Genomic DNA, 25,353 nt, shown 5'->3' with positions numbered 1-25,353 from the left:
AAAATTACCTCGGTTAATGATTGATTTTATCTTGGTTTTTATCAATTAATTCAATCCTCTTTACTCCTATTTTTCATTTTTATTCTTGAATTTTAACCAATCAAAACTTAACGAATGAAAAAAACTATTATAATTCAAGGAAGTTCAAAAAGTTACGGTAATACCAACAAAATAATTAACTATTTAAATAAAGACGATAACTTTGAAATTATCGACTTAAAAACCAAAAATATAGGGCCGTTTGATTATGAATTCAAAAATAAAGACGATGATTTTATCCCTTTATTAGAAGATATTGTTAACAAATATGACACTATTATATTTGCTACACCAGTATATTGGTATAGCATGAGTGGTATTTTAAAAGATTTTTTCGATAGAATGTCCGATCTTTTACATTATAAAAAAGAATTAGGACGTAAAATGAGAGGAAAAAACATGGCCATGATTAGTAACTCTGGTGCTAATGATTTAAAGCAAGGTTTTACTATGCCCTTTATTGAAAGCGCAAATTATCTTGGCATGAACTATCTAGGTGACACCCATGCTTGGTTTACAGAAGATGGGACTAATATTGCGGAAGAAGCCAAGGAGAGAATTGATAGTTTCAGAAAACTATTTTTAAAATTAGAAAATTCTTGATTTTAATAAACCTTTATCTGAACCATTAAAGATATTACTCTTTTATTGATTGTTAAAAACTGATTATAAAATTTTTCAAAAAGAATTATTAATCGTAATATTGCAATATAACAATTTTTGAAAATGGGGCTAACTAAATCTGAAATATTTACAAAAGATCAAAATGATATAGCAAAAATTGCTAAAGTTTTAGGCCATCCAGCTCGAATAGCAATAATTCAACACATTTTAAAAATAAAATCGTGTATTTGTGGAGATTTAGTTCATGAAATTGGATTAGCTCAGCCCACTATATCCCAACATTTAAAGGAACTCAAAAACATTGGAATTATTAAAGGGAATATTGAAGGCACTAGTGTTTGCTATTGTATTGATCAAAACAACTGGCCTATTATACAAGAAAAACTATTGAGTATTTTTTCACAAGAAAACAAAAACGACAATTGCTGTTAACAATAATAATTTAATAGAAAATATTAAAACATGAAACTATCAGAAATAAAAAAACACCTACAAAATTTAAAAACCATTGCATTTGAACTACCAGATGGAAGTCTTGTTCCTTCTCACTTTCACGTTACTGAAGTAGGAAAGGTTAGTAAACACTTTATTGATTGTGGAGGAACTGTTAGAAAGGAAGAAGTTGTGAATTTTCAACTCTGGAATAAAGACGACTATGATCATCGCTTACACCCAGAAAAATTAGTACATATTATAGAATTATCAGAAAAAACTTTAGGCATTGAAGATTTAGAAATTGAAGTAGAATATCAAGGTAATACCATTGGAAAATATGCTTTAAATTTTAATAATAATAACTTTTTATTGGTTAATAAAGCAACAGCTTGTTTAGCAGAAGACCAATGTGGTATTACTCCTACCAAAAAAACTAAGGTCAGCTTATCTGATTTAAACAAACAAACATCTTCTTGTGACCCAAGCAGCGGTTGCTGTTAGACATTAAAACGCCGTTATTCAAAATAAAATAACGGCGTTTTAATATTACCCTTAAATTACTCAATAGGAATGCACAAATCTACAATCCATTTTCCTTCAGAATGCTCCTGCCCATTGTTATAATAAATCTCATAGGGATCTCTTTCTGACCTTTTGTAACCTTGCTCACTCATCCACACAAAACTACTTTCCCAAGCTTGTTGAAACTCATCTGAAGTTACTTCAAAACGAGAAACAATACACTTTGTTTCAGGCAATGTTTTTAAGTTTACCTGACCATCGGTCGTTACTTTTTTATTTAGCACTACACTTGCACTCATTCTAATTTTATTTGGATCTGTAATTTTAGGACTATCATGATAGATTGTTAACATTTTAAGATCTCTTTGACTCATTACCCCTCTTGGTGTTGCCCATTTTATAAGCTCATCATAAGCATTACCAATTAAATTCATTTTACCTTGGTGACTAATATAAGCCAACTCCATAACAGGCATAAACTTAGCCTCTGTATTTATTGCATTCATTTTAATCCAGTTTAAAGCATTATTAATATTGTAAATATATTGCTCAAACCTTACCTCAACTTGACCATCTTTGCTTTTAGTTTTACAAATCTTGCTAAATTTATCCCGACTTTTCTTTTTAAATTCATCAGGTGATACTCCGTAAAACTTTTTAAAACCTCTAGAAAAAGACGACAAACTGGTAAAACCAACCAACTCTGATATTTCTGTTATTGTCTTTTCCTTTTGATGTAATAAATAGCCAGCTGATTTTTCTAGCCTTTTTCTAGAAACAAACTCATTTAGGGTTTCTTTGGTTACAATTTTAAAAAGTCTGTGAAAATGATACGGAGAAAAGTAGGCCGCTTTTGCAACTTCCTCTAGACTAAGCTTTTTCCCTAAATTTTCTTCAACAAAATCAATTGCCTTAACAACTCTTATAATTGTTTTATTAGAAACAGTATTAAATGAACTCATGAATGTCTTTTTTGAAGATAATAAAATAAAATTCCACTAATAAAGTACAAGAACACATCTATAATATCAGCTGTATATCTTTCATTTGCTTGTGGTAAAAAATATTCGAAGACAATAGCATAAAATAACGAGATATATAAAATAATCCAAAAAGGAACTCTATATCTTTTATTTCCTCTGCTCCATCTTAAAACATATAAACATATAGATAATACTATAGGGATAATTAAAAAATCATTTACATAAAAACGAATAATTCTTGGAAGGGACATTCCATCTTGTGAAGCAATATAAACTATACTTCCAACGATACATGAAAAACAAAAATAGTAAAACAACCCTTTCTTTTTCATCCAGCAGCAACCATAGCGATAAACCATGCTAAAAAAGCTCCTATTGCGCTTACAACTAGAAAAACAGAGTGTAATACCCAACCTGCAAACCTGTACAAAATAAAAGGATGCTTTATTAACCTTTTTGCTAAATTAGGATTCTCTAATTCTTTTTTAACCTCTTCAATCTGCTCTTGCTTAAACTGAGCTACTTTTAATTCTTGTCTTTTCCTATGCGATATTAAATTTCCACAACTTTTACAATAATCGGAATTTTCAGTAAAAATGCCACACTTGGAACATTTAATATTTGTATTCATTTTAGACATTTTCTTGTTCGAATGAATATTTATTTTTCTTTTTGTAAGGCCTGATAATCAATCTAGTTTCTCTGTCAAAACGAATATAATTATATACCCAATTCATAAAAACAATTACTTTATTTCTAAAACCAATTAAAGAAAAAAGATGAACAAACATCCAAACAAACCAAGCAAACACTCCCTGAAATTTCAACTTTGGTAAGTCAACTACGGCTTTATTTCTACCTATTGTAGCCATAGAACCTTTATCATTATATACAAAAGGCTTTAGCTTTTTACCCCTTAATTCAAAAATGATATTTTTTGCCAATAACTTACCTTGCTGAATAGCAGGTTGCGCCATCATAGGATGCCCATAACTATAACCTTCAGTTTCCATACAAGCAACATCCCCTACAGCATATACATTTTCGTAACCAAGAATTTTATTGTACTTACTAACTTTAAACCTATTAGCTCTTTCAACTAAACAAGTACCTTCTAAACCTTCAATCACATCTCCTTTAACCCCTGCTGCCCAAATTACTGTTTGCGCATCAAAATGATCTTCTCCATCAGTTGTAATAGTTACCCCATCATAATCTAAAACTCGTAAGTTTTTCCATACATCAACACCTAACTTGATTAAGAAATCTTCGGCTTTTTCAGAAGCTTTTTTACTCATTCCTTTTAACAACTCTCCAGAACTTTGAATGAGATTTATTTTCATTTGCCTAATATCTAAATCGGGATAATCTTTAGGTAAAATACCTTTTTTCATCTCTGCTAAAGCTCCTGCTAACTCAACACCTGTTGGCCCACCACCCACAATAACAAAATTCATAAGAGCCAATCGCTTCTCTAAATTCTTTTCTAGTAAAGCTTCTTCAAAATTTTCTAACACCAAACTACGAATATTTAATGCCTGAGGGACAGACTTCATTTCCATAGCAAATTTTTTGATATTAGTATTTCCAAAAAAATTAGTTGTTGACCCAGTAGCTATCACCAATTTATCATACTCTAAATTCCCTATTGATGTTTCTATAACATTTTTTTCAGCATTTACATTAGTAACTTTTGCTAAACGAAAATAAAAATTATCAACATCATTAAATCTTTTTCTCAGAGGAAAAGCAATACTATCAGGCTCTAAACCTCCTGTTGCAACTTGATATAATAAAGGTTGAAAGGTATGGTAATTATGTTTATCAATTAAAACTACTTGAAGCTCTTGATCCTCTAATCCTCTTGCGACTGCTAATCCAGCAAAACCTCCACCTACTATTACTACACGTGGAAAACTGGTTTGAGGTATATTCATATATCGTTAGTAATTAAATATATTATTGCAGAAACAAATTTAGCTAAAAATTATTCTTTATATTCAGTTTTTTTATAGCTTTATAAAATGAAAAATTTTGTACTACGTTTTTTCAGAAAAAATAAAAAACACATAATAGTTAGCTGTAAGACTGATGAAGTTATAATCAATAACCAGAGATTCACTTTCCCTACCAATTTCAATTCTTTAGTAGCTGTTTTTGGGGAGCCAAACAGAAATTTAAATAAAAGTAAAAATTATGTTTTTTGGGATTCATTAGGTGTTTTCTGTAGATACACTGATACCACAGAAATTTTTTCAATCAACTTTTTTCAAAACAAAAAAGATAGAAGTGAATACAATACAAAAAAACAATTTAGCGGTGAATTATTTTTAAATGATGAAAATATTACCAATAATGAGTTTGACAAAATTTCATTAGGAGATATTTCAATTTTAAGACTAGGCAGTGAAAATGAAATTCGATATGGTTTTAGCATTGGAGTAAACAAAAGTTATAAACTTTTATGAAATCACTTCAATACAATTAATATAGACGAATCAAATTTTATTTTTAAGCTTAGCAAATTCTTTTTCTAAAAAAAGCAACTTATCTTCCAAAGGGTCTCCTAATTCAGGTAAACGTTTAAAAAAGACATATCGAATACGCCACAACTCTTTTACATCAGCTAAATTAAAAGTTTTATCATCTATATTTTTGTGATCCGCTCTCAAAACTACTTCTTTTTTTGCCACGTAAAGACGTCTTAATATAAGTTCACCTTTCACTAACACCAAAACTAAGTCTCCATTATTCAATTTAGGTATGACTGCTAAAGGAACAAATTCACCTATAACAATATCTTTAGGGAATAAACCTTTATCATGCATTGACATTTCAAGATTACTAACTGTAAAGGCTCTAAAATTTTTTGATGAGTTTAACGGTAATTGCATCATTGGCAAATCATTTATAAAATTTTTCTTATCGAAATACTTTATATACTCACCGCTATTTATATCGGTTATTAATGGAACACTTGCCAGTTCCTCCTTCTCAACTTTTTCAGCCTGAAGTGTTAAATCATCTTTAAACTGTAATAATTTATTGACAGTTAATTCAGCCGTTAGCAAATCACCAATAGGAATGCTAAAATAATTAGCAATTTTAATTAGAGTATCTATCTTAGGTTCGCTTCTACCCTCCTCGTAAGCCCCTAAAGTAGCTCTTTTCAAGTCAAACAACTCTGCAAAAGCTTGCTGACTCAACCCTTTAACTCCTCTTATTTTTTTTATATTTTTCCCAAAAAAAGACATTATTTGCTAATTTTATTTGCAATATTGAAAATATTGTGTACTTTTACACTAACAATATTAGCTAATACATTTGGAATTTGCTAAAAATTTTAGTCAAATTTCAAAAAAAATTAAAATTAGAACCTCAAAACTAAAAAAAATGGTATTAATAACTATCTATATTACAAGTCTTATTTTAGGATCTTTTTTGTAATATTACACGCTTAAAGAAAACAATTAAATTAACTAACTCAATTGCTTATGATCAATCATTTCACTAAGACTAAAAATTTTTTACAAGAACTTAATTTTAACATCACCAAAGAAAACGAAGCTGATGGAGTTTTTGTCATTGAAAAAGAAAGTTTTGGTATAAAAAACTTAATTGTAGGAGTAGCATACCCTATAGTAATTATTGAACAATTTCTTTTTAAAGTAAATCAACCAAATGAAGAAATTTTCAGAAACCTACTAAAGAAAAATAGAGACATTATTCACGGAGCCTTTGTTCTAGACGATAGTGGTGAACGTGTTATTTTTAGAGATACTTTACAGTTAGAAAATCTAGATTTAAACGAATTAGAAGGAAGTTTAAACTCACTTAGTTTATTGTTAAGTGAATATTCAGAACAAATTATTGCATATTCAAAATATTAAAAAAAATTATCATGAACATATTTAGAAGATTATTTAAAATAGGAAAAGCTGAAGCAAATTCTGCCATCGACAAAATGGAAGATCCAATTAAGATGACCGAACAAGGTATCAGAGACATGAAACAAGATTTAGATAAAAGTCTTGAAGCTTTAGCACAAGTAAAAGCAATGGCTATTAGAGCCAACAATGAAAAGGAAGAATACACATCTAAAGCTGAAGATTATCAAAATAAAGCAATGCTTATTTTGAAAAAAGCTCAAAACGGAGATTTAGATATCTCAGAAGCTGACCGTTTAGCTAAAGAGGCTTTAATTAAAAAAGAAGAAGCTACAAAACACATAGCTAGAACTTCTGAAGAGGCAGATAAATTTAATAAATCTGTTGCTCAACTTGAAAAAAATGTTTCTGAAGTAAAATCAAACATTAGTAAATGGGAAAATGAATTAAAAACATTAAAAGCTAGAGTTAAAGTTAGCAATGCAACTAAAAACTTAAATAAACAAATGGCTGAAATTGATAGTTCAAGTACCGTATCAATGTTAGAACGTATGAAAGAGAAAGTACAACAAGAAGAAGCTTTAGCTGAAGCTTATGGAGATATTGCTAACGAATCAAAGAGTATAGATGATGAACTAGACGCTATAACTGATACTACCGAAGACAACGCTTTAAGTGATTTAGAAAAATTAAAAGAAAAATTGGGTATTAATAACGATAAAGAAGCTTAAAATTGAATTCACTAACCGACATAATATTCTCTAATGTAAACATTACGTTAACCATATTAGTTATCATATTAGTTATTTATTGGCTTGTGACTATGGTTTCTGGTATTGATTTTGATCTTGATGTGGACATTGATGTAGATGTTGATGTGGATTTTGATGTGGATGCAGGTATTGAAGGAGGAAATATTGACTTCCATGACATTGCAAATACAGAAGTTAAAAAAGAAGATGTAGTAGGTAAGAGACGAAAGCCTCTAAAATGGTGGCAAGTAATCCTTATTTACTTCAACTTTGTAGGACTTCCTTTTATGTTCACTTTTACATCTTGGATTTTTATTTGGTGGATTTGTACAACAGTTAGCACTACAATAACACATAGTTTTGATACAACTTTTGGTTTCATTTTAATGCTTGCTGGATTTTTCCCTTCATTATTTATTACTAAAATTTTCACATCTCCTTTTAAGAGTTTTTTCAAAAACTTAAATCAAGATGGCGACAAGCCAATAGATATTACTGGAAGGATTGGTGTTTCTTTATCAAAAATAACAAATAAAAAACTAGGGTCTGCGGAAGTAAAAGCTGAAGGAGTTACTCTTTCAATTAATATTAAGTCTTTAAATGGGGAATTAATTGAATTTAGAGATCAAATATTAATCATAAAGCAGAGCCCAGATAAAACATTTTATTACGCACAAAAATATATCAACTAAAAAAACTAATTAATTAATTAATTACTATGCTAGAAAATTTAATACAAATAGGATCAATTGCAATCGGATTAATCTTATTCTTGGTCATTGCATACTTTGCAATTGTTGCAATGTTTTACAAAAAAGTACCTCAAGGACAAGCGTTAGTTCGAACAGGGTTCAAAGGAACTAAAGTTGCTACTGATAGAGGAATGTATGTGGTTCCTGTATTTCACCGTGTAGAAATCATGGATATTTCTGTTAAAAAAATTCAAATAGAACGTTTAGGCAACGACGGACTTGTTTGTAAAGATAATATGCGAGCAGACATAAAAGTAGCCTTCTTTGTTCGTGTTAATAATGAAGTAGAATTCATAAAAAAAGTTGCTCAAACTATTGGCTGTGAAAGAGCATCTCATCATACAACATTAGAAGAATTATTTGAAGCCAAGTTTTCAGAAGCCTTAAAAACTGTTGGAAAGAAGTTTCAATTTACCGAATTATACGAAGCTCGCCGTGAATTCAGGGATGAAATTGTAGACATTATAGGTACTGATTTAAATGGATACACTCTAGAAGACTGTGCCATTGACTACCTAGAACAAACTCCAGTTTCTTTCCTAAAAGCTGATAATATTTTAGATGCTGAAGGAATTAAAAAAATTACTGAATTAACAGCGGCACAAAATATTAAGTCTAACTTAATCATGCGTGATGAAGAGAAAGTAATTCGTAAGCAAGATGTTGAAGCTCGTGAAGCCATTTTAGAGCTAGATAAGCAATTAGCAGAAAAAGAAGAACAACAAAAACGTGAAATTGCAAATATCAAAGCACGTGAAGAAGCTGAAACCTTAAAAGTTTCTGAAGAAGAACGTTTAAAATCAGAAACTGCAAGAATTGCTACAGAAGAAAAGGTAAAAGTTGCAGAAGAGAACATGCAACGTCAAATTATTGTTGCTGCTAAAAACAAACAACGTACCGATGTTGTGGAAACTGAACGTGTAGAGAAAGACAGAATGTTAGAAGCTACCGAACGTGAACGCATTGTTACCCTTGCTCAAATTGAAAAAGAAAAAGTAGTTGAAGTAGAGAAGAAAAATATTCAAGATGTAATTCGTGATCGCGTAACTTTAGAAAAGGGCGTAGTAGAAGAACAAGAGAACATGAAAGATATTGAAGCTTTTAAAACTGCGGATCGAAATAAACAAGTAAAGATTACAGTTGCTGAAGCAGATGCTGAAGAAGCTTTAATCAAAACAATAAAAGCAGCGGAAGCACAAAAGGAAGCAGCTAAACAAAAAGCGGAAGAAATTAACATTGAAGCGCAAGCACAAAAAGAAGCAAGTGAAAAAGAAGCAGAAGCTAGAAAAACGTTAGCGGAAGCTAAAGCTAAAGAAGAAGCAACCATAGGAATGTCTGAAGCGCAAGTAATGCATGCAAAAGCTGATGCTAATGAACGTCAAGGACTAGTTGATGCTATTGTTATTGAGAAAAAAGCAAAAGCAGAAGCTGCAGGTACATTAGCGAAAGCAGAAGCCTTAAAAGAAGAAGGAGTTGCTGAAGCTGAAGTTATCAAAGAAAAAGCATTAGCTGAAGCTACAGGAATTGAAGAAAAAGCCGAAGCAATGAAAAAACTTGACGGTGTTGGTAAAGAACATGAAGAGTTTAAACTTCGCTTAGAGAAAGAATTAAAAGTTGATTTAGCTCATATTAATGTTCAGAAAGACATTGCCGATGCACAGGCTCAAGTTATTGGAGATGCTTTAAAAGCTGCCAACATTGATATTGTAGGTGGAGAAACAATGTTCTTCGATCAAATAATTGGTCAAATTACCAAAGCTAAAGGAGTAGACAGACTTGTTCAGCACAGTACTAATATTCAAGATGTAAAAGATGCTATTCTAGGAAGTGATGATGTTAAAGGGAATTTACTAGAAAAAGTTAAAGGTTTTGCTAACCAGTATGGAATTTCAACTGAGGATATTAAAAATTTAACGATTGCCAACCTTTTAATAGACTTAAAAGGAAAAGCAACAAATTCAGATGAAGAAAACTTGTTTGGAAACCTATTTAATCTTGCAAAAGGCCTAGGAATATCTAATAATAAGTTGTCATAACAATCAAACTATGAGGTTAGTATAAAACTAACCTCATACATTATATTTCACAATACTTTTCAAAAATAAAAGCTATAATTCCGAAAAAGAATTCCTTTCTTGACCTTATAAAAAACATATGGAAAACCAAAACACTACCCAACAATTAGACGGCGGAACTTATGAAATTATTCAAGGTAGATTGCAAAAACATAAGCAAGATTTACAAGACCGATTACATAAATTAAATGATGCTAGAAAACATGTTTTTGGCACCATAGAGACCAGATTAATTGCTAATGATAGAATAAATACTAATAACAATTGTATTGCCAGAGATATTGTCTCTCTTGGTAACACATCAATATTTGGATACAATGTACACTTTGGTTTACGAACCGATATAAAACTTTCAGATGTATTTAGTATTTATGAGTTTAAAGACAATCACTTTCATCTACAATCATTGAACTTATTAAATGATGCAATTTTTACTGATGATTTCACTAACTTATATAAATACTATAGAAACACTATTTTTTCTAAGTTTGCTATTATTGGAAACTATCTATACATGGTTTTCCAACTAAGTGAAAGTAAGAATGATATAAAAGCTTTTAAATGGCTTATTAATGAAAACACTCTTCAATATATTGATAATAGAAGTGAGCATGAATACAAGTTTCCAACTCAACATGAATTTAAATGGCAAGAAGCATCTAGAGACATGCACCGTTATGGAACTCATCCACATATTTCTATTTTAGACAAAATTTTTGTTGAAACAATTGGCGGTGACTTAACTATTAAAATTGAAGATAATACTGACGATGGGAAAGGTGTACTATCCGAACCTGTTGAACATATTGATCAAACTTTAGATGATGGTCAATTTCGTTATGGAAATCTAGGAAACTTAATTACTCTTGAAGTAAAACCTTTTCAAGAAGAACCTAGATACTTTGTATACAATCATAAATTACAAGAAGTAAAAAAAATTGACAGCATAAAAGACACAGCTGTTCAGCTACCTGATGATCATGGTATTATTTTCCCTAACGGATACTACCTCCAAACAGGAGGATACAAATTATTTGAAAACGACGCTAAAGATGTTAAATTTCAAGAAAAGATAATTTCACCTAATGGAGAAGACTTCTTATATGTGTTCTACGCAACTATTCGTGGATTATATATATTAATGTCTTATAACATTATTGAACAAGAGGTCAAAACCCCAATAATATGTAATGGGTTTACAGTTTTAGAAAATGGAGAACTTTGTTATTTTCGTACTGAAAACGAACAAACCAAACACCATGTTGTTCAAATCTGGCAAACCCCATATTTGAAAGGGGATTTTATGCCTTCACAACATCAAGATAGCCTATTATACAAAATAGGTAATAAAGATATTGTTAGCGCAATGGCTGAATGCCATGAACTAATTAATTTACTTAACAAAGAAGACAACTATACTGGCTTATATGATGATATTGTTAGAGCTTCAAAAAACATCAATGATGCCTACTATTGGATTCCTGAAAAAGAAACATATCAATTAAACCTTCCTATTTCTCATATCAACGAAGCAGCAAATGCCGCTATTGATGAATTTGAAAAAGTAATCCAATTAAAAAAACAAGCTGAGAAAGAAACCAAAACCATCAATCAAAAATCTGATGAACTTTTTAATAAAATAAAAAGCACCTCTTTTAAATCTATTGATGATTTTGTAATACTCTTAAGTAAATTAAGAACTTTACGAGGTGAAGTTATTAGCCTTCATGATATTCGCTATATAAACGCTGAATTATTAACTGATTTAGAAACTCAGGTTTCTGAGCAAAACAACCTAATTTCTAAAAGGTGCGTTCAGTTTTTACTGAATGATAAAGCGTTAGCCCCATATCATAAAAGAGTTAATGAAAAACAAGAAACACTTCCTACAATCAACAAAGTAATTGATGCAAAAACACTTGAAAAAGAAGTAAATCAAATTACTGCTGATTTAGAAATGTTAATCGAAATTGTGACTAATTTAGAAATTGAAGACACCTCACAATCAACAAAAATAATAGATAATATATCTTTAATTTTTGCCAGTTTAAACCAATTAAAATCCGGTATTAAAAATACTATAAAGAACTTAGGAAGTAAGGAAGCTAAAGCTGATTTTACAGCTCAATTAAAGTTAATAGATCAAAGTATCATTAATTATATTGATATGGCTTCTACTCCTGAAAAATGTGATGAGTTCCTTACAAAAACTGCTATTCAACTGGAAGAGCTTGAAGGTAAATTTGCAGATTTTGAAGAGTTCATAACTCAAATAATTGAAAAAAGAGAAGAAATTCATAATGCGTTTGACAGTAGAAAAAACAACTTAATTGAAAAACGAAATAAAAAAACAGTTGCGTTACAAACTGCCTCTGAACGTATTTTAAAAGGAGTGAATAAAAAAGCGCTATCATTTACCTCCATTGAAGATATAAATGGCTACTTCGCTGCCGATTTAATGATTAATAAAGTTAGAGATATCATTAACCAACTAAAAGAGCTTGATGATATTGGTAAAGCTGAAACTATAGAAACACAATTAAAAGTTTCCAAAGAAGACTCTTTACGTAAACTGAAAGACAAACAAGAACTTTATGAAGATGGTGAAAACGTAATTAAACTAGGAAAACATAAATTCGGTGTTAACAAACAATCGTTGAATCTTACTATTGTCTATAAAAATGAAGGACTGTTTTATCATCTAACTGGCACTAATTTTTATGAAGAGATAACGGATAAAACTCTATTGTCTTCCAAAAAATATTGGAATCAAGAATTAGTATCTGAAAACGATATTGTTTATCGTTCATCATATTTAGCTTACAAGCTATTTAAAAAATTCTCTGAACAAGAACTCATTAATTTATCAGAAAAAAAAATGCTCGCTCTTGTACAAAAAGAAAGTAGTAATTTATACGCTGAAGGATACCTAAAAGGAGTTCATGATATTGATACTACAAAAATACTGTATACATTAATCCACAAGAAACATGAATTAGGCTTACTCACCTATTCTTCTAACACAAGAGCTTTTGCTCAATATTTTTGGCATCACTTAACCGAAGAAAAGCAAAACAACTATAATACAACTATAAAAGCATCTGGAGAGGTATTAAGTATCTTTCCTAATAGTACTTCTTATGATTTTATCATTAGCGACTTACAAAATGCTATTAAAGTATTCGGTAAAGAAACACAATTATTAAACATTACTAATTATAAATCAGTAGCAGAATATATTTTTAAAGAACTCCAACAAAACAATACATTTCAAATTAGTACTGATGCCATAGAAATTAAAGAACTATTTATTAAAACTTTAGACAAACAAGACGCCTTACATAAATTTAAATCTAGCATACAAAAACTTGAAAAGTATACTGCCAAAATACAATTAGTAACCCAATGGGTAACTTCTTTCGTTAGCACAAAAAATACTGAACTAAAAAGCTATATTCATGAAGTAGTGTGTTTACTTCTTTTTGAAAACCTTTCAAAATCAAATATAGTAAGTGTTCACCCTACTTCCTCTTTAACAGGTTTAAAAGGTAATCATCAAACTATAAATGATGGGGTTTTTAATTTTAACTACCATCAATTCATAACAGAATTAAAACAATTTGTAGAGATTGAAGTTCCTAATTTTGAGAAATTCAAAAAAGCAAAACAACAAGTTACCGAAAACCTAAAAGAAGAATTAAAACTAGAAGAATTTAAACCTAGAGTACTTTCTTCTTTTGTTAGAAATAAATTAATTGACCAAGTTTATTTTCCGCTAATCGGAGATAACTTGGCCAAACAGCTTGGAACAGTAGGTAATAATAAACGAACTGACAGGATGGGAATGCTACTATTAATCTCTCCTCCTGGATACGGTAAAACGACCTTAATGGAATATTTATCAAATCGTTTAGGCTTGGTGTTTATGAAAATTAATGGCCCCGCAATTGGTCATGAAGTTACTTCTGTTGACCCTATGTCTGCTAACAACTCAGCATCTAGGGAAGAACTTAAAAAATTAAACCTTGCATTTGAAATGGGAGACAATGTTATGTTATATCTCGACGATATTCAACATTGCAATCCTGAATTTTTACAAAAATTCATTTCACTATCAGATGGTACTCGTAAAATTGAAGGAGTTTATAATGGAAAACCTAAAACCTATGATTTACGGGGTAAAAAGTTTTGTGTAATAATGGCTGGAAACCCATATACAGAAAGTGGTGATAAGTTTCAAATTCCTGACATGCTTGCCAATAGAGCTGACATATATAATTTAGGAGATATAATTGGAGATACTGAACATTTATTCAAGTTGAGTTTAATAGAAAACTCAATGACCTCAAATCCAGTTTTACACCAACTTAGCAGTAAATATTTTGAAGATGTATATGCCCTAATAGATAAAGTTGAAAACAATACGCAAGAAATAAATTTAAAAGGAAATCACACCAAGCAAGAAGTGCAAGACTATACAGCAGTCTTAGAAAAAATTATCACTGTTCGTAACACCATTTTAAAAGTAAACCAAACCTATATCCAATCGGCTGCAATGGAAGATGCATATAGAACTGAACCTTCTTTTAAACTACAAGGTTCATATCGTGATATGAATAAGTTAGTTGCTAAAATTGTTCCTATAATGAATGATGATGAACTGCAACGCTTACTTTTATCTCATTACGAAAGTGAATCTCAAACATTAACCTCATCAGCCGAAGCTAATTTATTAAAATACCGAGAATTAATAAACAAACTATCAGAAGAAGAATTAAATCGTTGGAATAACATCAAACAAATATTTATTAAAAACAATAAATTAAAAGGTTTTGGTGATAAAAATGAAATGGCACAAATTTTAAGTCAAATGATGGATTTTTCTGATAACCTGGAAGGAATTAAAGCTGTTTTACAAAAGGGCTTAGATAAATAACACTATGTTTACATAAAAAACGAATTAAAACTAATACTATGGGATTTTTTGACCTATTCAAAAACAATAAAGAAAAAGATGAAAAACATTACGACCCTACAAATATTAAAGTAACTGATCTAGAGAAAGGGTATCTTTTAGATTACGACCTAGAAACTTGGACAGTTACAAAAATGTCTGAATACGATTGGGGTAATAACTTTTTCACAAGAGAATTTACTATAGAATCAAAAGGAAAAAAACGATTTCTTCACCTAGAAGACGATGATGAACTTATAATCACTCTTTCTGAACAAATAAAATACAGAAAACTTGGAGCAACTGTAGTAGACTATATTGAAAATAACGGAAAGCCACCAAAAGAAATTTCATATAAAGACACTATCTACTACTTAGATGAAGAGTCTTCAGGATACTATAGAGATGTAGAAAATGAAAATTGGGAAGAACTTATTTCTTTTGACTATTTAAACGACGACGAAAATAAATGTTTAACAATAGAACAATGGGATGAAAATGATTTTGAAGCCAGCGTTGGAAAAACACTTAAATCATTTGAAATCAGCAACATTTTACCATCATACAACGAATAATTATGCGCCCTATTAAATACTTTTTTCTATTTACTATATGCTCATTAATAAATGCATGTGGGGCAAGTAGAAAACCAAAATTTGTAAAATCACCTGTAGACAATATAATTACTAAATATATTGATAAAAATAATTACAGTGTCATATTAGCCGATATGGATTATAAAGAAGATACTGATAAGTATTTTCATAAGTATCGAATTCTTATTGAAGAATCTAAACCTTTTTTAACACAAGAAGAGCTAAATGACACAATTAACAAACCAACCGATATAAAAGTTGTAAACACTGATTGGAAAGAGGTTTCTCCTATAACTTTTGACGAGTACAAAAATGATTTAGGAATGACCATATTGAGTAAGAAAAATGGGAAACTCGATAAAAACTCATCTCCAGCTGGTGTAAATAACTACGTGGGAAACTCTAGATATGGTGAGTGGAGAACTCATAGTGACGGTAGTTCTTTTTGGGCTTTTTATGGTCGTTACCGTTTATTCTCTGATTTATTTTATGGTTCTAGGTATGGTTATGGATATGGTTATCCTAGGAATGACTGGAACGACTACAATAGAAATTATAGAAATAAAAAATCATATTATGGTAGTTCAAACAAGTACGGAACAAAATATGGAAGTAATACAAATACTTCATGGAATAAAAAACCGCAAACATTTAAAAGCAGGGTAAACTCAAAGGTTAGTAGAAGCGCTTCTAATTTAAAATCTAGAGGATATACTTCTAGTAAAAGTTATAGTAAAACTAGAAGAAGTAGCTCAAGATACAGTAGATCGTCCTCTCGTTCTAGAAGTGGCGGATTTGGTAAATAACAACGATTTAATAAACTAAAAATATAGATGGAAAATCTAACCGAATATATAGACATCAACAGCTTATTACATTCTCTTGGGTATGTAGCAACTGCTTTTATAATTTTTTTCTTAGGTAAAATAATTTATAAGTTATTAAATCCTAAAATTAACATAACTAATGAACTTATTGTTAAAGATAATTTTGCATTTATTCTTTCATATGTGGGCTACTTCATTGGACTTATCACCATTCTTGGTGGAGCGATTATTGGAGAAAGTGCTGGCTTTTATACTGACCTAATTCATATTGGAGTTTATGGTGTAGCGGGGGTTATTTTATTACACCTATCTATTTTTATTAGTAATAAATTAGTCTTACCAAAATTCGATATTAAAAAAGAGATTATAGAGGATAAAAATGAAGGCACAGGAATTATAGAGGCTTGTATATACATTGCAAATGCACTATTACTTCACGGAGCTCTTATTGGAGAATCTACTAGTTTACAAGAAGGACTTTTAACATTTATTAGCTATTGGGCATTAGGAAACTTTATGCTTATTATAGCAACAAAAATCTTTACTTTATGGATTAGCTTTGATGTGCATAAACACATTGAAAAAGATAATGTAGCTGTTGGTGTTAGTTTTGGAGGAGCCATACTTGCTATTGGGATTATAATAATGAATGCTCTAATTGACCCTTTTATTGATTGGACAACAACCCTTATTGATGTTAGCTTACAAACTATTCTAGGAATTATCTTGTTACCTATCATGCGTTTCTTAACAGATAAAATATTATTACCTGGAAGAAAGTTAACAGACGAAATCATTAATCAAGAAAAACCTAATATAGGTGCAGGATTAATAGAAGCATTTGCATATGTTGGTTCTGCTATTTTAATTACATGGAGCATCTAAAAAACAATTCATTTATTCTAAAATCGGCTATTTTTGCCACAGGTTTTGCCGGAATTGTAGCTGAGTATGTACTATCTACCCTAGCAACATATTTTATTGGAAATTCAGTTTTCCAATGGACTATGATTGTTTCCTTAATGCTATTTTGTATGGGATTAGGGAGCAGGTTTAGTAAAAGATTTACTAAGCATTTAATTAGAAATTTCTTACTACTAGAATTAGCGCTATCACTAATTGTAGCTTTTTCATCTGTACTAGTATATACACTAGCGGCAGTATCTTCATACTATGACGTAGTTATCTATTTCTTGAGTATGCTTGTTGGTTTACTAATTGGTTTAGAAATACCTTTAGTTGTTAGGATTAATAAAGAATATGAAGATTTAAAAACTAATATTTCATCAATTCTAGAAAAAGATTATTACGGTAGTTTACTTGGTGGAGTATTCTTTGCTTTTATAGGATTACCAATATTAGGACTTACCTATACTCCATTTATTTTAGGCTTCATTAATTTTTTTGTAGCCTGTTTAGTTTTTTATCGTTTTAAAGGTAAAATGATAAAAACTCAATTAAAATCAATGTTAGCTATGATAAGTATTGTTTTAATTACACTTATTATGGGAATGAGTTTTACAGATACAATAATCACCTGGGGAGAACAAAAGAAATATAAAGATAAAATAGTCTATTCTACCCAAAGTAAATATCAGAAAATTGTTTTAACTGAATGGAAAAATGAACATTGGCTATACTTAAATGGTAACTTACAATTTTGCTCAATAGATGAAGAAATGTATCATGAACCTTTGGTACATCCAATCATGCAATTACACCCTAATCCTCAAAAAATACTAATTCTAGGAGGAGGTGATGGATGCGCGGTAAGAGAATTACTAAAATACCCTTCAGTTGATAAAATTGATATGGTAGATCTAGACCCTAACATGACTGAACTTGGCAAAAACAACCCAATTCTTATCGGTATAAATGAAGGGTCAATGAACAGCGATAAACTTAACATTTATAACAAAGACGCCTACGTTCACCTAGAACAAGACAATCAATCTTTCTACGATGTTATTATCATAGATCTACCAGACCCAAGAAGTGTTGAATTAGGTAGACTATATTCTCATGAGTTTTATACACTATGTAAACGTAAATTAAGACCTCATGGATTAATCATCACGCAATCTGGTAGTCCTTATTTTGCAACCAAAGCTTTTCGATGTATTGATTTAACAATGCAATCTGCAGGTTTCACAACAGTTCCAATGCATAATCAAATTATATCAATGGGAGAATGGGGGTGGATTATAGGAACAAAAAACAAAGATGTTTCTAAAGAGAAATTTAAGCAAAAACTTCGAAACCTACAATTTTCATCAGTATCAACGAAATGGATTAATAAAGAAGCTATGTTACTAATCACTTCTTTTGGTAAGAACGATTTTTTTAATATTGGTACAAATAAAGTTGAAGTTAATAAAATTCAAAACCCAGTATTATATCAATATTATTTAAAAGGAAATTGGGATTTATACTAACACAAAATGAACACTGACTACAAATACATACAAGCCAATATCTATAATTTTCAAGAATGGATTTCTGAAACTAATCCTGAGGTTTTAAAAACGAATTTTGAAGATTTATTAGAACAAAGTAAATTTACTTTATTAGCTTTTAACGAACATCATTTTGAACAACGAGGATATACCTGTTTTTGGTTACTAGGAGAAAGTCATTTAGCCGTTCACACGTTTCCTGAGAGTAACAAAACCTATATAGAACTTAGCAGCTGTAATCAAGAAAAATTGAACGTATTTAAAAACTTGATGCAAGCATGAGTTCCAAACAAAAATTAATATTCTTTATACTAGTCGCTGGAATCTATAATATACTAGTATATAGTCTATATCATTTTGAATCTAATTTTGAGAATACTAATATAAATAACCTTGCTGATGCTTATTGGTATTCTATTGTTACATTAACTACAGTTGGTTATGGTGATTTTTACCCTATAACATTCTGGGGAAGACTCATCGGTATTTTATTTGTATTGGGAAGTCTTGGTTTCTTAGGATATATCGTAACAGAGTTAAGCTTAAAAATATCAGAATACTTAAAAAAAAGAGAAATGGGATACTTTGGAACAAACATGAATAACCACTGTATAATTATTGGATGGAATGCTTTTTCTAAACAAGTAGCAGATCAAATTATTAAGGCTGAAGAAGACTTAGCTATTGTAGTGAATAAAGAATCTGACTTAAAAACTATTAAGCAATTATACTCTGATAAAAACTGCTTTGTTTTACTTACTGACCTTAACGATTACAAAGCACTAGACAAAATAAAACTTAAAGAATCAAGAAGAGTTTATATCAGTTTTGAAAATGATACCGACACATTAGTTTATACAATTAGTCTTAAAAAACGATTTGAAAAAATTAATTGTGTAGTTGCTATAGAAAACATAGAATTAAAATCTTCCTTCAACTATTTAGGAGTTCAGTTTATTATTCCAAAAAATGAAATTGTTTCAAAATTTATAGCTAGTTATATTTTTGAGCCTAATGTTGCTTTGCTCACTGAAGATTTAATTTCTACTTCTAACGACAAAAGTAATTTAGACATTTGCGAAGCAAAGCTTTCAAACAAAAATACTTATATAAATACCACTTATTTAGAAACTTTTATTCATTTAAAAGAAAAATACGGTATTACACTAGTAGCTCTTAGCAGAAAAGGACAACTCATAAAAAACCCTGAAAATGATCTTACACTTCAAGAGAATGATGTTATAATATATATAGCTAATGGGGAAAATAAACAGTTTATAAATTAGCCTATGGACAATCAATTACAACAAAAAACTAGGACTAGGCGGACACCTTTATAAATAATTAAAAGATAACATTCCTGCAATTGGTGTAGCCAAAAATGATTTTAAAAATATCAATCCCCACAAAACATTGACTGTAAGAGGCAATAGTAACAAAGCGCTACATATTAGTGCAATAGGAATAGATGTAAACATTGCTACCGAAAAAATTAAAGAAATGCATGGAAAATACCGTTTTCCAGATTTATTAAAAAAAGTAGATTCTTTAGGTAGCATAAAACTCATAAACTAAACTCATGTTCTTTTCTGAAATAAAAAGTAATTACAACGAAGACATCTCTATCTTAATAAAACCACATAATCACCCTTGGAATTATATCTGTGAATGTGGTGACGCTAGCAACCTAACAGTGAAAGAGATACAAAATACGAATGCGATTTTTATTAGTCATACCCATATAGATCACTTTGTTAACTTTGACGCTATCATAAGACATCAAATAGGTTCACAAAGAAGAATTGTTATCTGCGGCCCCAAAAATATAGCTACCCAAGTTCAACATAGAATAAAAAGTTACACTTGGAACCTCATCGAAAAAGAGACCATTATCTACGAAATACGAGAAATGATATCTGACAATGAAATTCATATCTACGAAATAGAACCCCCTATATGGGAACTCAAAAAAACTTCTATTGAAAACAACAACATTCTTTATCAAGAAAATAGCTTTACTGTAACTGGTGTATTACTTGATCATAAAACACCTTCATTAAGCTATAAATTTAAAGAAAAAGACACTCTTAAAATAAATCTTAAAAATAGTAGCTTTAAAGGAGGAAAATGGGTAAATGATTTAAAAAATGCCTTTCTAAAAAAAGAAAAAACCATCATTATAAATATTGAAGGTAATGACTACCAATCTAAAGATTTATTTCATTTACTGTATACTCAAGAAGGAGATTCCCTAGGAATTATAATGGATCATGCTGCCAATTTTGAAAATCATTCCAAGATTAAAAAGCATTTTTTTCAATCTAATAAAGTATACATAGAATGTTTTTATAAAAATGAAGACAAAGAATATGCGATCCTTAATTATCATAGCTACTCAGAAAAATCAGGAGAAATAATGAACATATCTAAAATAAATGAGGCGATTCCTGTTCATTTTTCTAGAAAATATAACGAACAACAAATAGATGAAATTATTTCAGAATTTAAAACAGTTTTCAAAAACTAAAAAACCCTTTGAAGTTTATCAAATTCAAAGGGTTTAAAATAAATAAAAAATAACATCTTTCTATTATCTTAGAATAACCATAAGTTATTTAATAATAAATCGTTTATTTACTTTGGTATATTTATTCTCTATTGTTAAAATATACATACCTGTTTTCAATTTATCTGTTTGAATACTTCTTCCTGCTAATTTGCCAATTTCCAGTACCTGCCCCAACATATTCGTAACATTATAAGAAGCATTTAATAAATTCTTGTTAACTCCTATTAAATAGAGAAGCTCTCCTCTTTTAACCGGATTCGGAGCTACTTCTAGTGAAGTAAACATATTTTCATCTTGAGTACCAATAATATCAGTTCGAATTCCAAATTCACTTACATTAACTAATGATGTTCCACAAGAGCCTTCATAAACTTTCACATTAGAAAAAGTAGAATTATTTCCTGACCCAGCATCATTATCATTAATAAAAACTAACCTATCCATGGCTCCTGTATAAGAACTACCTATAGGAATTACATATTTTTTTGTTCCACTTACATAATTATCAAAATTAGTTACTCCATAATTTTGAGTACCATAAACTTTAAAATATCTTGAAGAAGTCAAATTATTATCATTTTCAAATCCTACAGCATGAATCTCTCCTTCAGAAGTACTGCTAAATTCAAATTCTATTACTGTATTTGATGTAACAGTATAATTCATTAAAATATACTTCCAAGTATTATTCGTTACGGTTAGCGAACTTCCAGCGCCGCCTATAGAATAATCACCACTTGAATCTTGGTTAGAAAATGGATTTATAGTAAAATCATTAAAATCCAAAGCTACACAATCATCTCCTGGGTCTCCAGCTCCATTAGTTATAGAAACCGCATCAATAGCAATATCACTTTGCCAACCACTATTACCGGATCCAGTAACTACATTAAACCTTAATTGCACACTTGCCTCATTACTATAGGTACTTAAATCAATACTTGCTGTTTTCCAACTATTTCCTTGATCTCCACTTTTACTATACACCGATGTCCATGCACCCGTATTGTCTTTTCTTGCTTCAACTTTTAAGGTAGCAATTGCACTACCATACATGTGATATTGAAACGTCAATTTAGGATTAGCTACCGAAGTAAAATTTAAACAAGGAGAATTTAAAATAGCTCTCTTATTTGGAAACCCTGAACCATTTCCTGAAGCTTCAACATATACATACGTATTGCCATCAACTGCATTACTTGGCCCAGTGTTATTTGAAGGAGTACCTCCAGAATTCCTTGTAAAGTTTAAATCATCTCCAGTAGTTTCATTTTTCCATAACCCTAAATTAGTTTCAAAACTTTCATTAAAAGGATACGAAGTAACATCATCAGAACAGCTTCCTGGGTTTGGATTACCACCATCACAAGGATTGATATATGATACTGTTTGATCTGTGTTACTATTACTACCTCCATTATTATTTTCTACAGCGCCTTCTCCAACTCCTCTACCTGCGAAAGCTTTCCAAATTAAACATTTATACTTACCTCCATATAAATCTTGATCTGCTTGTAAAATACCATCTCTACCAGATACAAAACCAGGGTTACTTGCTGTATTTTTTAATCCTTCTATTACTAAAGCCATAGCAATATTATTTCCTCCAGTGCCTGTATAAAAATTTGAATCAAAACCTTCTTGATCGATAATCAACCAAGTCATATCCCACAATATTGAAGCAAAACTATAACCAACACCATGTGGAACTCTTAAACTACCAATATCAGCATAATCCGTATCATTTACAGATCTATCCGTAGAATATACCGTTGGCCTAATCCCTACACCATCTAAAGGTTGACCTAAAGCATAGGTACCAACTCCTTTTCTATCTGTTCCTTTATCACCTGCTTTCATCGTTAACATTAAACCAAACCAATCAGACCAACCTTCACCCATTTGCTCAGAGCCTCCTAATACATTTGCATTTCTACCACCTACTAACCTAGTAGAAATACCATGCCCATACTCATGAGCAATAATCATATTATCAAAAGAACCATCTCTGTTTGGATTCGTTCTAGTCCATAAATACATTTGCATTCTCGCATTTCTTCCATCTGTTGGAGTTGCCATATTTGCATTATTAGTTCCTCGTCCGTCTTGTGAATCTGCATTTACAGAATCACTACCTGCTCCTCCTTTTCCATAATTATTTTCTTGAAAATTACCAGAAGCCTCATCAAAACCATATTGATACCATACATCATGCATAATATTATTCCAATAAAACAAATTGGTAGTAGAAGCGTCACGATAACTACTTGGAGCTTGATTTAAATTAACTGGAAAATTAAAATCTAAATTAGATAGTTCCACTAGGAGAAGCTCCTGTTCCATTATTACCGTTCGCATCTTCTTGAGCCCAAACATTGTTACCTCTAGTAATGGTATACTCAGCACCTGCAACACCATTAGTATCATGCCAACCAAAAGGAGATGCCACAGAATTAGCTGGGTTTGTAACAACAGTTCTTCCCCCATCATCAGGATTAATTAATGGCATTGCATACACATTATAAGATTCAGGAACCAACATATTGGATTCATTCAAATATGGAGTAAATTCATTTTTAGGTTTATAAAATTCAGAAGGATCATGCGTTAGATGAGAATCATGCCCATGAGCATCAAAATTGCAAGTAATAACCCAATTACTTTCAGATATAATCTTATTTGAAGAAGCATCAACATAACTGTTCCACCAGTTTTTACCTCCTTTTTCATATAAATTAACATTCCAACATAATCGTAATTCACCTTCATGCAAAAAATACACCTTTTTAACAAGAATTGGCTCATTATCTTCAGTAATTCCTGTATTTTTAAACTCAACTAAATTAACATCTTTAGTTTTTCTTACTGTTTTAACCAATTTAGCTACAGTCAATTTGTGTGCCCTTATAACTGAATTTACAGCTTGTTCCTCTGTTATAGAAATTCGTTTTTGATTAGATATCTTTTTCCTTATCTCATTAATAAATTGATTTTTTGAATAATTAACTTTATTATTTATAATTGATAAATTATAGGTACCATTTACAATAGGAATACCATTATGATATTGTGCTAAATAATAATGCCTTAAACCTTTTTTAAGAGAAGAAGCAGTACTCGTTACCTTCCATTCAGCATAATCTAAAGATGACGTTTTCTTTACCTTCTTTAAATCATTAAAATGTTTTTGAATTAACCCTAAATCTTTAGGAATTTGTGTTTGCGAAAAATTTGCCTGACATATTAAAAATAATACAACAAACATGTTTATTTTTTTCATTTTTTGGGGGTTTGGGGGATTTATATTACAGTAAATTTAACAAATTAACCCAAACAATATAAAAATGTTAAAATAATAAACATAACGATATTTTTTAACATTAAAAAACACATTTTATAACATTATTTAACATAAAAAGAACAAATAAAACAAAAATAAAGTTAAAAAAATAAAATAAAAATAAAAAAACTTAACAAATCAGTACTCCAATTAGTATTCATCTCTAAAATATCTATGTCAAATTTTATAATTCGAAATTGTGAAATTAATACCAATAATATAGCCTATAAAAATTAATTCAATAGGCTATAAAAAAGAAAACATGGGGGACTTAATCTATTGTAATATCAATATTTTATTTGGAGTTTATCAGTTAGCAATAATTTAGACTTTCTTTCATAAAACAATCACAATTCAAATATAAAAAACCATCTGTCATTTATTTACAGTTAATTTCTAAAATCCTTTTATAAACTTCTAAACCTTTAAAAAGATTCGAAAACCATAATATTGAAACCTAAATTAAGAGAATGTCTGCATAAGAAAAGAATTTCACCAGATATTTCATGAACAATTTTAAATAATATAACCTATTAAAAATA

General features: G+C 30.0%; 24 protein-coding genes. 17 read left to right on the top strand and 7 right to left on the bottom strand.

Translation table 11 applies throughout. From position 1 onward, the window contains the following. Positions 1 to 114 precede the first annotated feature (114 nt). The 3 genes from ACMFBB_RS18365 (at position 115) to ACMFBB_RS18355 (ending at position 1,599) form a co-directional block, all read left to right on the top strand. The gene (locus tag ACMFBB_RS18365) at positions 115 to 642 is read left to right on the top strand and encodes a flavodoxin family protein (RefSeq protein WP_435262187.1); all 528 of its coding nucleotides are present in this window, start codon (positions 115 to 117) and stop codon (positions 640 to 642) included. Between the two features lie 123 nt (positions 643 to 765). Beyond that, the gene (locus tag ACMFBB_RS18360) at positions 766 to 1,095 is read left to right on the top strand and encodes an ArsR/SmtB family transcription factor (RefSeq protein ID WP_435262186.1); all 330 of its coding nucleotides are present in this window, start codon (positions 766 to 768) and stop codon (positions 1,093 to 1,095) included. A 30-nt stretch (positions 1,096 to 1,125) separates the two neighbouring features. Then, positions 1,126 to 1,599, top strand: a complete 474-nt coding sequence (locus ACMFBB_RS18355; RefSeq protein ID WP_435262185.1) for a DUF6428 family protein — start codon at positions 1,126 to 1,128, stop codon at positions 1,597 to 1,599. 56 nt (positions 1,600 to 1,655) lie between these two features. Here the strand turns inward: ACMFBB_RS18355 and ACMFBB_RS18350 are convergent, their stop codons facing one another. From ACMFBB_RS18350 to ACMFBB_RS18335, 4 genes are read right to left on the bottom strand one after another with little or no spacing between them, the layout of a single operon-like run. Continuing rightward, complete coding sequence (locus tag ACMFBB_RS18350; protein WP_435262184.1) at positions 1,656 to 2,582, bottom strand: AraC family transcriptional regulator; 927 nt, start codon at positions 2,580 to 2,582, stop codon at positions 1,656 to 1,658. Continuing rightward, the gene (locus ACMFBB_RS18345) at positions 2,579 to 2,935 is read right to left on the bottom strand and encodes a hypothetical protein (RefSeq protein ID WP_435262183.1); all 357 of its coding nucleotides are present in this window, start codon (positions 2,933 to 2,935) and stop codon (positions 2,579 to 2,581) included. Before ACMFBB_RS18345 ends, ACMFBB_RS18350 begins: the two co-directional genes overlap by 4 nt. Next, positions 2,932 to 3,234, bottom strand: coding sequence for a hypothetical protein (locus ACMFBB_RS18340; RefSeq protein WP_435262182.1), 303 nt, complete (start codon positions 3,232 to 3,234; stop codon positions 2,932 to 2,934). Before ACMFBB_RS18340 ends, ACMFBB_RS18345 begins: the two co-directional genes overlap by 4 nt. 1 nt (position 3,235) lies before the next feature. Continuing rightward, entirely contained in the window at positions 3,236 to 4,540 is a 1,305-nt protein-coding gene (locus tag ACMFBB_RS18335) for an NAD(P)/FAD-dependent oxidoreductase (protein WP_435262181.1), read from the bottom strand. An 87-nt stretch (positions 4,541 to 4,627) separates the two neighbouring features. Between ACMFBB_RS18335 and ACMFBB_RS18330 the strand changes: the two genes are divergently transcribed. Beyond that, positions 4,628 to 5,071 (top strand): DUF7738 domain-containing protein, encoded by a 444-nt coding sequence (locus tag ACMFBB_RS18330; protein ID WP_435262180.1) that lies wholly within the window; start codon positions 4,628 to 4,630, stop codon positions 5,069 to 5,071. A gap of 30 nt (positions 5,072 to 5,101) precedes the next feature. On the opposite strand, the gene ACMFBB_RS18325 is transcribed toward ACMFBB_RS18330, so the two are convergent. Beyond that, positions 5,102 to 5,857 carry a helix-turn-helix domain-containing protein gene (locus ACMFBB_RS18325; RefSeq protein WP_435262179.1) on the bottom strand — a complete coding sequence of 252 codons (756 nt, stop codon included), beginning with the start codon at positions 5,855 to 5,857 and terminating at the stop codon, positions 5,102 to 5,104. A 240-nt stretch (positions 5,858 to 6,097) separates the two neighbouring features. Between ACMFBB_RS18325 and ACMFBB_RS18320 the strand changes: the two genes are divergently transcribed. The 13 genes from ACMFBB_RS18320 (at position 6,098) to ACMFBB_RS18260 (ending at position 21,429) form a co-directional block, all read left to right on the top strand. Next, complete coding sequence (locus ACMFBB_RS18320) at positions 6,098 to 6,493, top strand: molecular chaperone Tir (RefSeq protein ID WP_435262178.1); 396 nt, start codon at positions 6,098 to 6,100, stop codon at positions 6,491 to 6,493. Positions 6,494 to 6,504: 11 nt separating this feature from the next. Next, positions 6,505 to 7,221, top strand: a complete 717-nt coding sequence (locus tag ACMFBB_RS18315) for a PspA/IM30 family protein (RefSeq protein WP_435262177.1) — start codon at positions 6,505 to 6,507, stop codon at positions 7,219 to 7,221. A gap of 2 nt (positions 7,222 to 7,223) precedes the next feature. Continuing rightward, positions 7,224 to 7,934, top strand: coding sequence for a hypothetical protein (locus tag ACMFBB_RS18310; RefSeq protein ID WP_435262176.1), 711 nt, complete (start codon positions 7,224 to 7,226; stop codon positions 7,932 to 7,934). A 26-nt stretch (positions 7,935 to 7,960) separates the two neighbouring features. Next, entirely contained in the window at positions 7,961 to 10,030 is a 2,070-nt protein-coding gene (locus ACMFBB_RS18305) for a flotillin family protein (protein ID WP_435262175.1), read from the top strand. 118 nt (positions 10,031 to 10,148) lie between these two features. Continuing rightward, on the top strand, positions 10,149 to 15,005 hold the full coding sequence (locus tag ACMFBB_RS18300; RefSeq protein ID WP_435262174.1) for a DNA repair ATPase: 4,857 nt from the start codon (positions 10,149 to 10,151) through the stop codon (positions 15,003 to 15,005). A gap of 38 nt (positions 15,006 to 15,043) precedes the next feature. Beyond that, complete coding sequence (locus tag ACMFBB_RS18295; RefSeq protein WP_435262173.1) at positions 15,044 to 15,598, top strand: DUF4178 domain-containing protein; 555 nt, start codon at positions 15,044 to 15,046, stop codon at positions 15,596 to 15,598. A gap of 2 nt (positions 15,599 to 15,600) precedes the next feature. Continuing rightward, on the top strand, positions 15,601 to 16,425 hold the full coding sequence (locus ACMFBB_RS18290) for a hypothetical protein (RefSeq protein ID WP_435262172.1): 825 nt from the start codon (positions 15,601 to 15,603) through the stop codon (positions 16,423 to 16,425). Positions 16,426 to 16,452: 27 nt separating this feature from the next. Further along, the gene (locus tag ACMFBB_RS18285; protein ID WP_435262171.1) at positions 16,453 to 17,331 is read left to right on the top strand and encodes a DUF350 domain-containing protein; all 879 of its coding nucleotides are present in this window, start codon (positions 16,453 to 16,455) and stop codon (positions 17,329 to 17,331) included. Further along, positions 17,319 to 18,881: a polyamine aminopropyltransferase gene (locus ACMFBB_RS18280; RefSeq protein WP_435262170.1), complete on the top strand. Its 1,563-nt coding sequence runs from the start codon at positions 17,319 to 17,321 to the stop codon at positions 18,879 to 18,881. Before ACMFBB_RS18285 ends, ACMFBB_RS18280 begins: the two co-directional genes overlap by 13 nt. A 6-nt stretch (positions 18,882 to 18,887) precedes the next feature. Further along, positions 18,888 to 19,184, top strand: a complete 297-nt coding sequence (locus tag ACMFBB_RS18275) for an S-adenosylmethionine decarboxylase family protein (RefSeq protein ID WP_435262169.1) — start codon at positions 18,888 to 18,890, stop codon at positions 19,182 to 19,184. Further along, positions 19,181 to 20,188, top strand: a complete 1,008-nt coding sequence (locus ACMFBB_RS18270; protein ID WP_435262168.1) for a potassium channel family protein — start codon at positions 19,181 to 19,183, stop codon at positions 20,186 to 20,188. Before ACMFBB_RS18275 ends, ACMFBB_RS18270 begins: the two co-directional genes overlap by 4 nt. Positions 20,189 to 20,315: 127 nt before the next feature. Further along, positions 20,316 to 20,477: a hypothetical protein gene (locus ACMFBB_RS18265; protein WP_435262167.1), complete on the top strand. Its 162-nt coding sequence runs from the start codon at positions 20,316 to 20,318 to the stop codon at positions 20,475 to 20,477. Between the two features lie 4 nt (positions 20,478 to 20,481). After that, on the top strand, positions 20,482 to 21,429 hold the full coding sequence (locus ACMFBB_RS18260; RefSeq protein ID WP_435262166.1) for a peptidase: 948 nt from the start codon (positions 20,482 to 20,484) through the stop codon (positions 21,427 to 21,429). A gap of 84 nt (positions 21,430 to 21,513) precedes the next feature. Here the strand turns inward: ACMFBB_RS18260 and ACMFBB_RS18255 are convergent, their stop codons facing one another. Both ACMFBB_RS18255 and ACMFBB_RS18250 read right to left on the bottom strand, forming a co-directional pair. Further along, positions 21,514 to 23,829, bottom strand: a complete 2,316-nt coding sequence (locus tag ACMFBB_RS18255) for a M36 family metallopeptidase (RefSeq protein ID WP_435262165.1) — start codon at positions 23,827 to 23,829, stop codon at positions 21,514 to 21,516. Continuing rightward, positions 23,780 to 24,751, bottom strand: coding sequence for a M36 family metallopeptidase (locus ACMFBB_RS18250; protein ID WP_435262164.1), 972 nt, complete (start codon positions 24,749 to 24,751; stop codon positions 23,780 to 23,782). The genes ACMFBB_RS18255 and ACMFBB_RS18250 overlap by 50 nt, the downstream gene beginning before the upstream one ends. Between the last annotated feature and the right edge of the window lie 602 nt (positions 24,752 to 25,353).

The organism is Tenacibaculum sp. nBUS_03, from assembly GCF_051201695.1.
Classification (GTDB): domain Bacteria; phylum Bacteroidota; class Bacteroidia; order Flavobacteriales; family Flavobacteriaceae; genus Polaribacter.
This window is presented reverse-complemented; position numbering and strand designations above follow the sequence as displayed.

Bases quoted from the DNA above. Each gene is read 5' to 3' on its own strand.
- ACMFBB_RS18350 (WP_435262184.1), bottom strand. From the start codon at position 2,582: ATGAGTTCATTTAATACTGTTTCTAATAAAACAATTATAAGAGTTGTT.
- ACMFBB_RS18345 (WP_435262183.1), bottom strand. From the start codon at position 2,935: ATGAAAAAGAAAGGGTTGTTTTACTATTTTTGTTTTTCATGTATCGTT.
- ACMFBB_RS18290 (WP_435262172.1), top strand. From the start codon at position 15,601: ATGCGCCCTATTAAATACTTTTTTCTATTTACTATATGCTCATTAATA.
- ACMFBB_RS18280 (WP_435262170.1), top strand. From the start codon at position 17,319: ATGGAGCATCTAAAAAACAATTCATTTATTCTAAAATCGGCTATTTTT.
- ACMFBB_RS18305 (WP_435262175.1), top strand. From the start codon at position 7,961: ATGCTAGAAAATTTAATACAAATAGGATCAATTGCAATCGGATTAATC.
- ACMFBB_RS18270 (WP_435262168.1), top strand. From the start codon at position 19,181: ATGAGTTCCAAACAAAAATTAATATTCTTTATACTAGTCGCTGGAATC.
- ACMFBB_RS18355 (WP_435262185.1), top strand. From the start codon at position 1,126: ATGAAACTATCAGAAATAAAAAAACACCTACAAAATTTAAAAACCATT.
- ACMFBB_RS18295 (WP_435262173.1), top strand. From the start codon at position 15,044: ATGGGATTTTTTGACCTATTCAAAAACAATAAAGAAAAAGATGAAAAA.
- ACMFBB_RS18340 (WP_435262182.1), bottom strand. From the start codon at position 3,234: ATGAATACAAATATTAAATGTTCCAAGTGTGGCATTTTTACTGAAAAT.
- ACMFBB_RS18285 (WP_435262171.1), top strand. From the start codon at position 16,453: ATGGAAAATCTAACCGAATATATAGACATCAACAGCTTATTACATTCT.
- ACMFBB_RS18275 (WP_435262169.1), top strand. From the start codon at position 18,888: ATGAACACTGACTACAAATACATACAAGCCAATATCTATAATTTTCAA.
- ACMFBB_RS18320 (WP_435262178.1), top strand. From the start codon at position 6,098: ATGATCAATCATTTCACTAAGACTAAAAATTTTTTACAAGAACTTAAT.
- ACMFBB_RS18365 (WP_435262187.1), top strand. From the start codon at position 115: ATGAAAAAAACTATTATAATTCAAGGAAGTTCAAAAAGTTACGGTAAT.
- ACMFBB_RS18260 (WP_435262166.1), top strand. From the start codon at position 20,482: ATGTTCTTTTCTGAAATAAAAAGTAATTACAACGAAGACATCTCTATC.
- ACMFBB_RS18330 (WP_435262180.1), top strand. From the start codon at position 4,628: ATGAAAAATTTTGTACTACGTTTTTTCAGAAAAAATAAAAAACACATA.
- ACMFBB_RS18360 (WP_435262186.1), top strand. From the start codon at position 766: ATGGGGCTAACTAAATCTGAAATATTTACAAAAGATCAAAATGATATA.
- ACMFBB_RS18325 (WP_435262179.1), bottom strand. From the start codon at position 5,857: ATGTCTTTTTTTGGGAAAAATATAAAAAAAATAAGAGGAGTTAAAGGG.
- ACMFBB_RS18250 (WP_435262164.1), bottom strand. From the start codon at position 24,751: ATGAAAAAAATAAACATGTTTGTTGTATTATTTTTAATATGTCAGGCA.
- ACMFBB_RS18315 (WP_435262177.1), top strand. From the start codon at position 6,505: ATGAACATATTTAGAAGATTATTTAAAATAGGAAAAGCTGAAGCAAAT.
- ACMFBB_RS18255 (WP_435262165.1), bottom strand. From the start codon at position 23,829: ATGCGAACGGTAATAATGGAACAGGAGCTTCTCCTAGTGGAACTATCT.
- ACMFBB_RS18300 (WP_435262174.1), top strand. From the start codon at position 10,149: ATGGAAAACCAAAACACTACCCAACAATTAGACGGCGGAACTTATGAA.
- ACMFBB_RS18335 (WP_435262181.1), bottom strand. From the start codon at position 4,540: ATGAATATACCTCAAACCAGTTTTCCACGTGTAGTAATAGTAGGTGGA.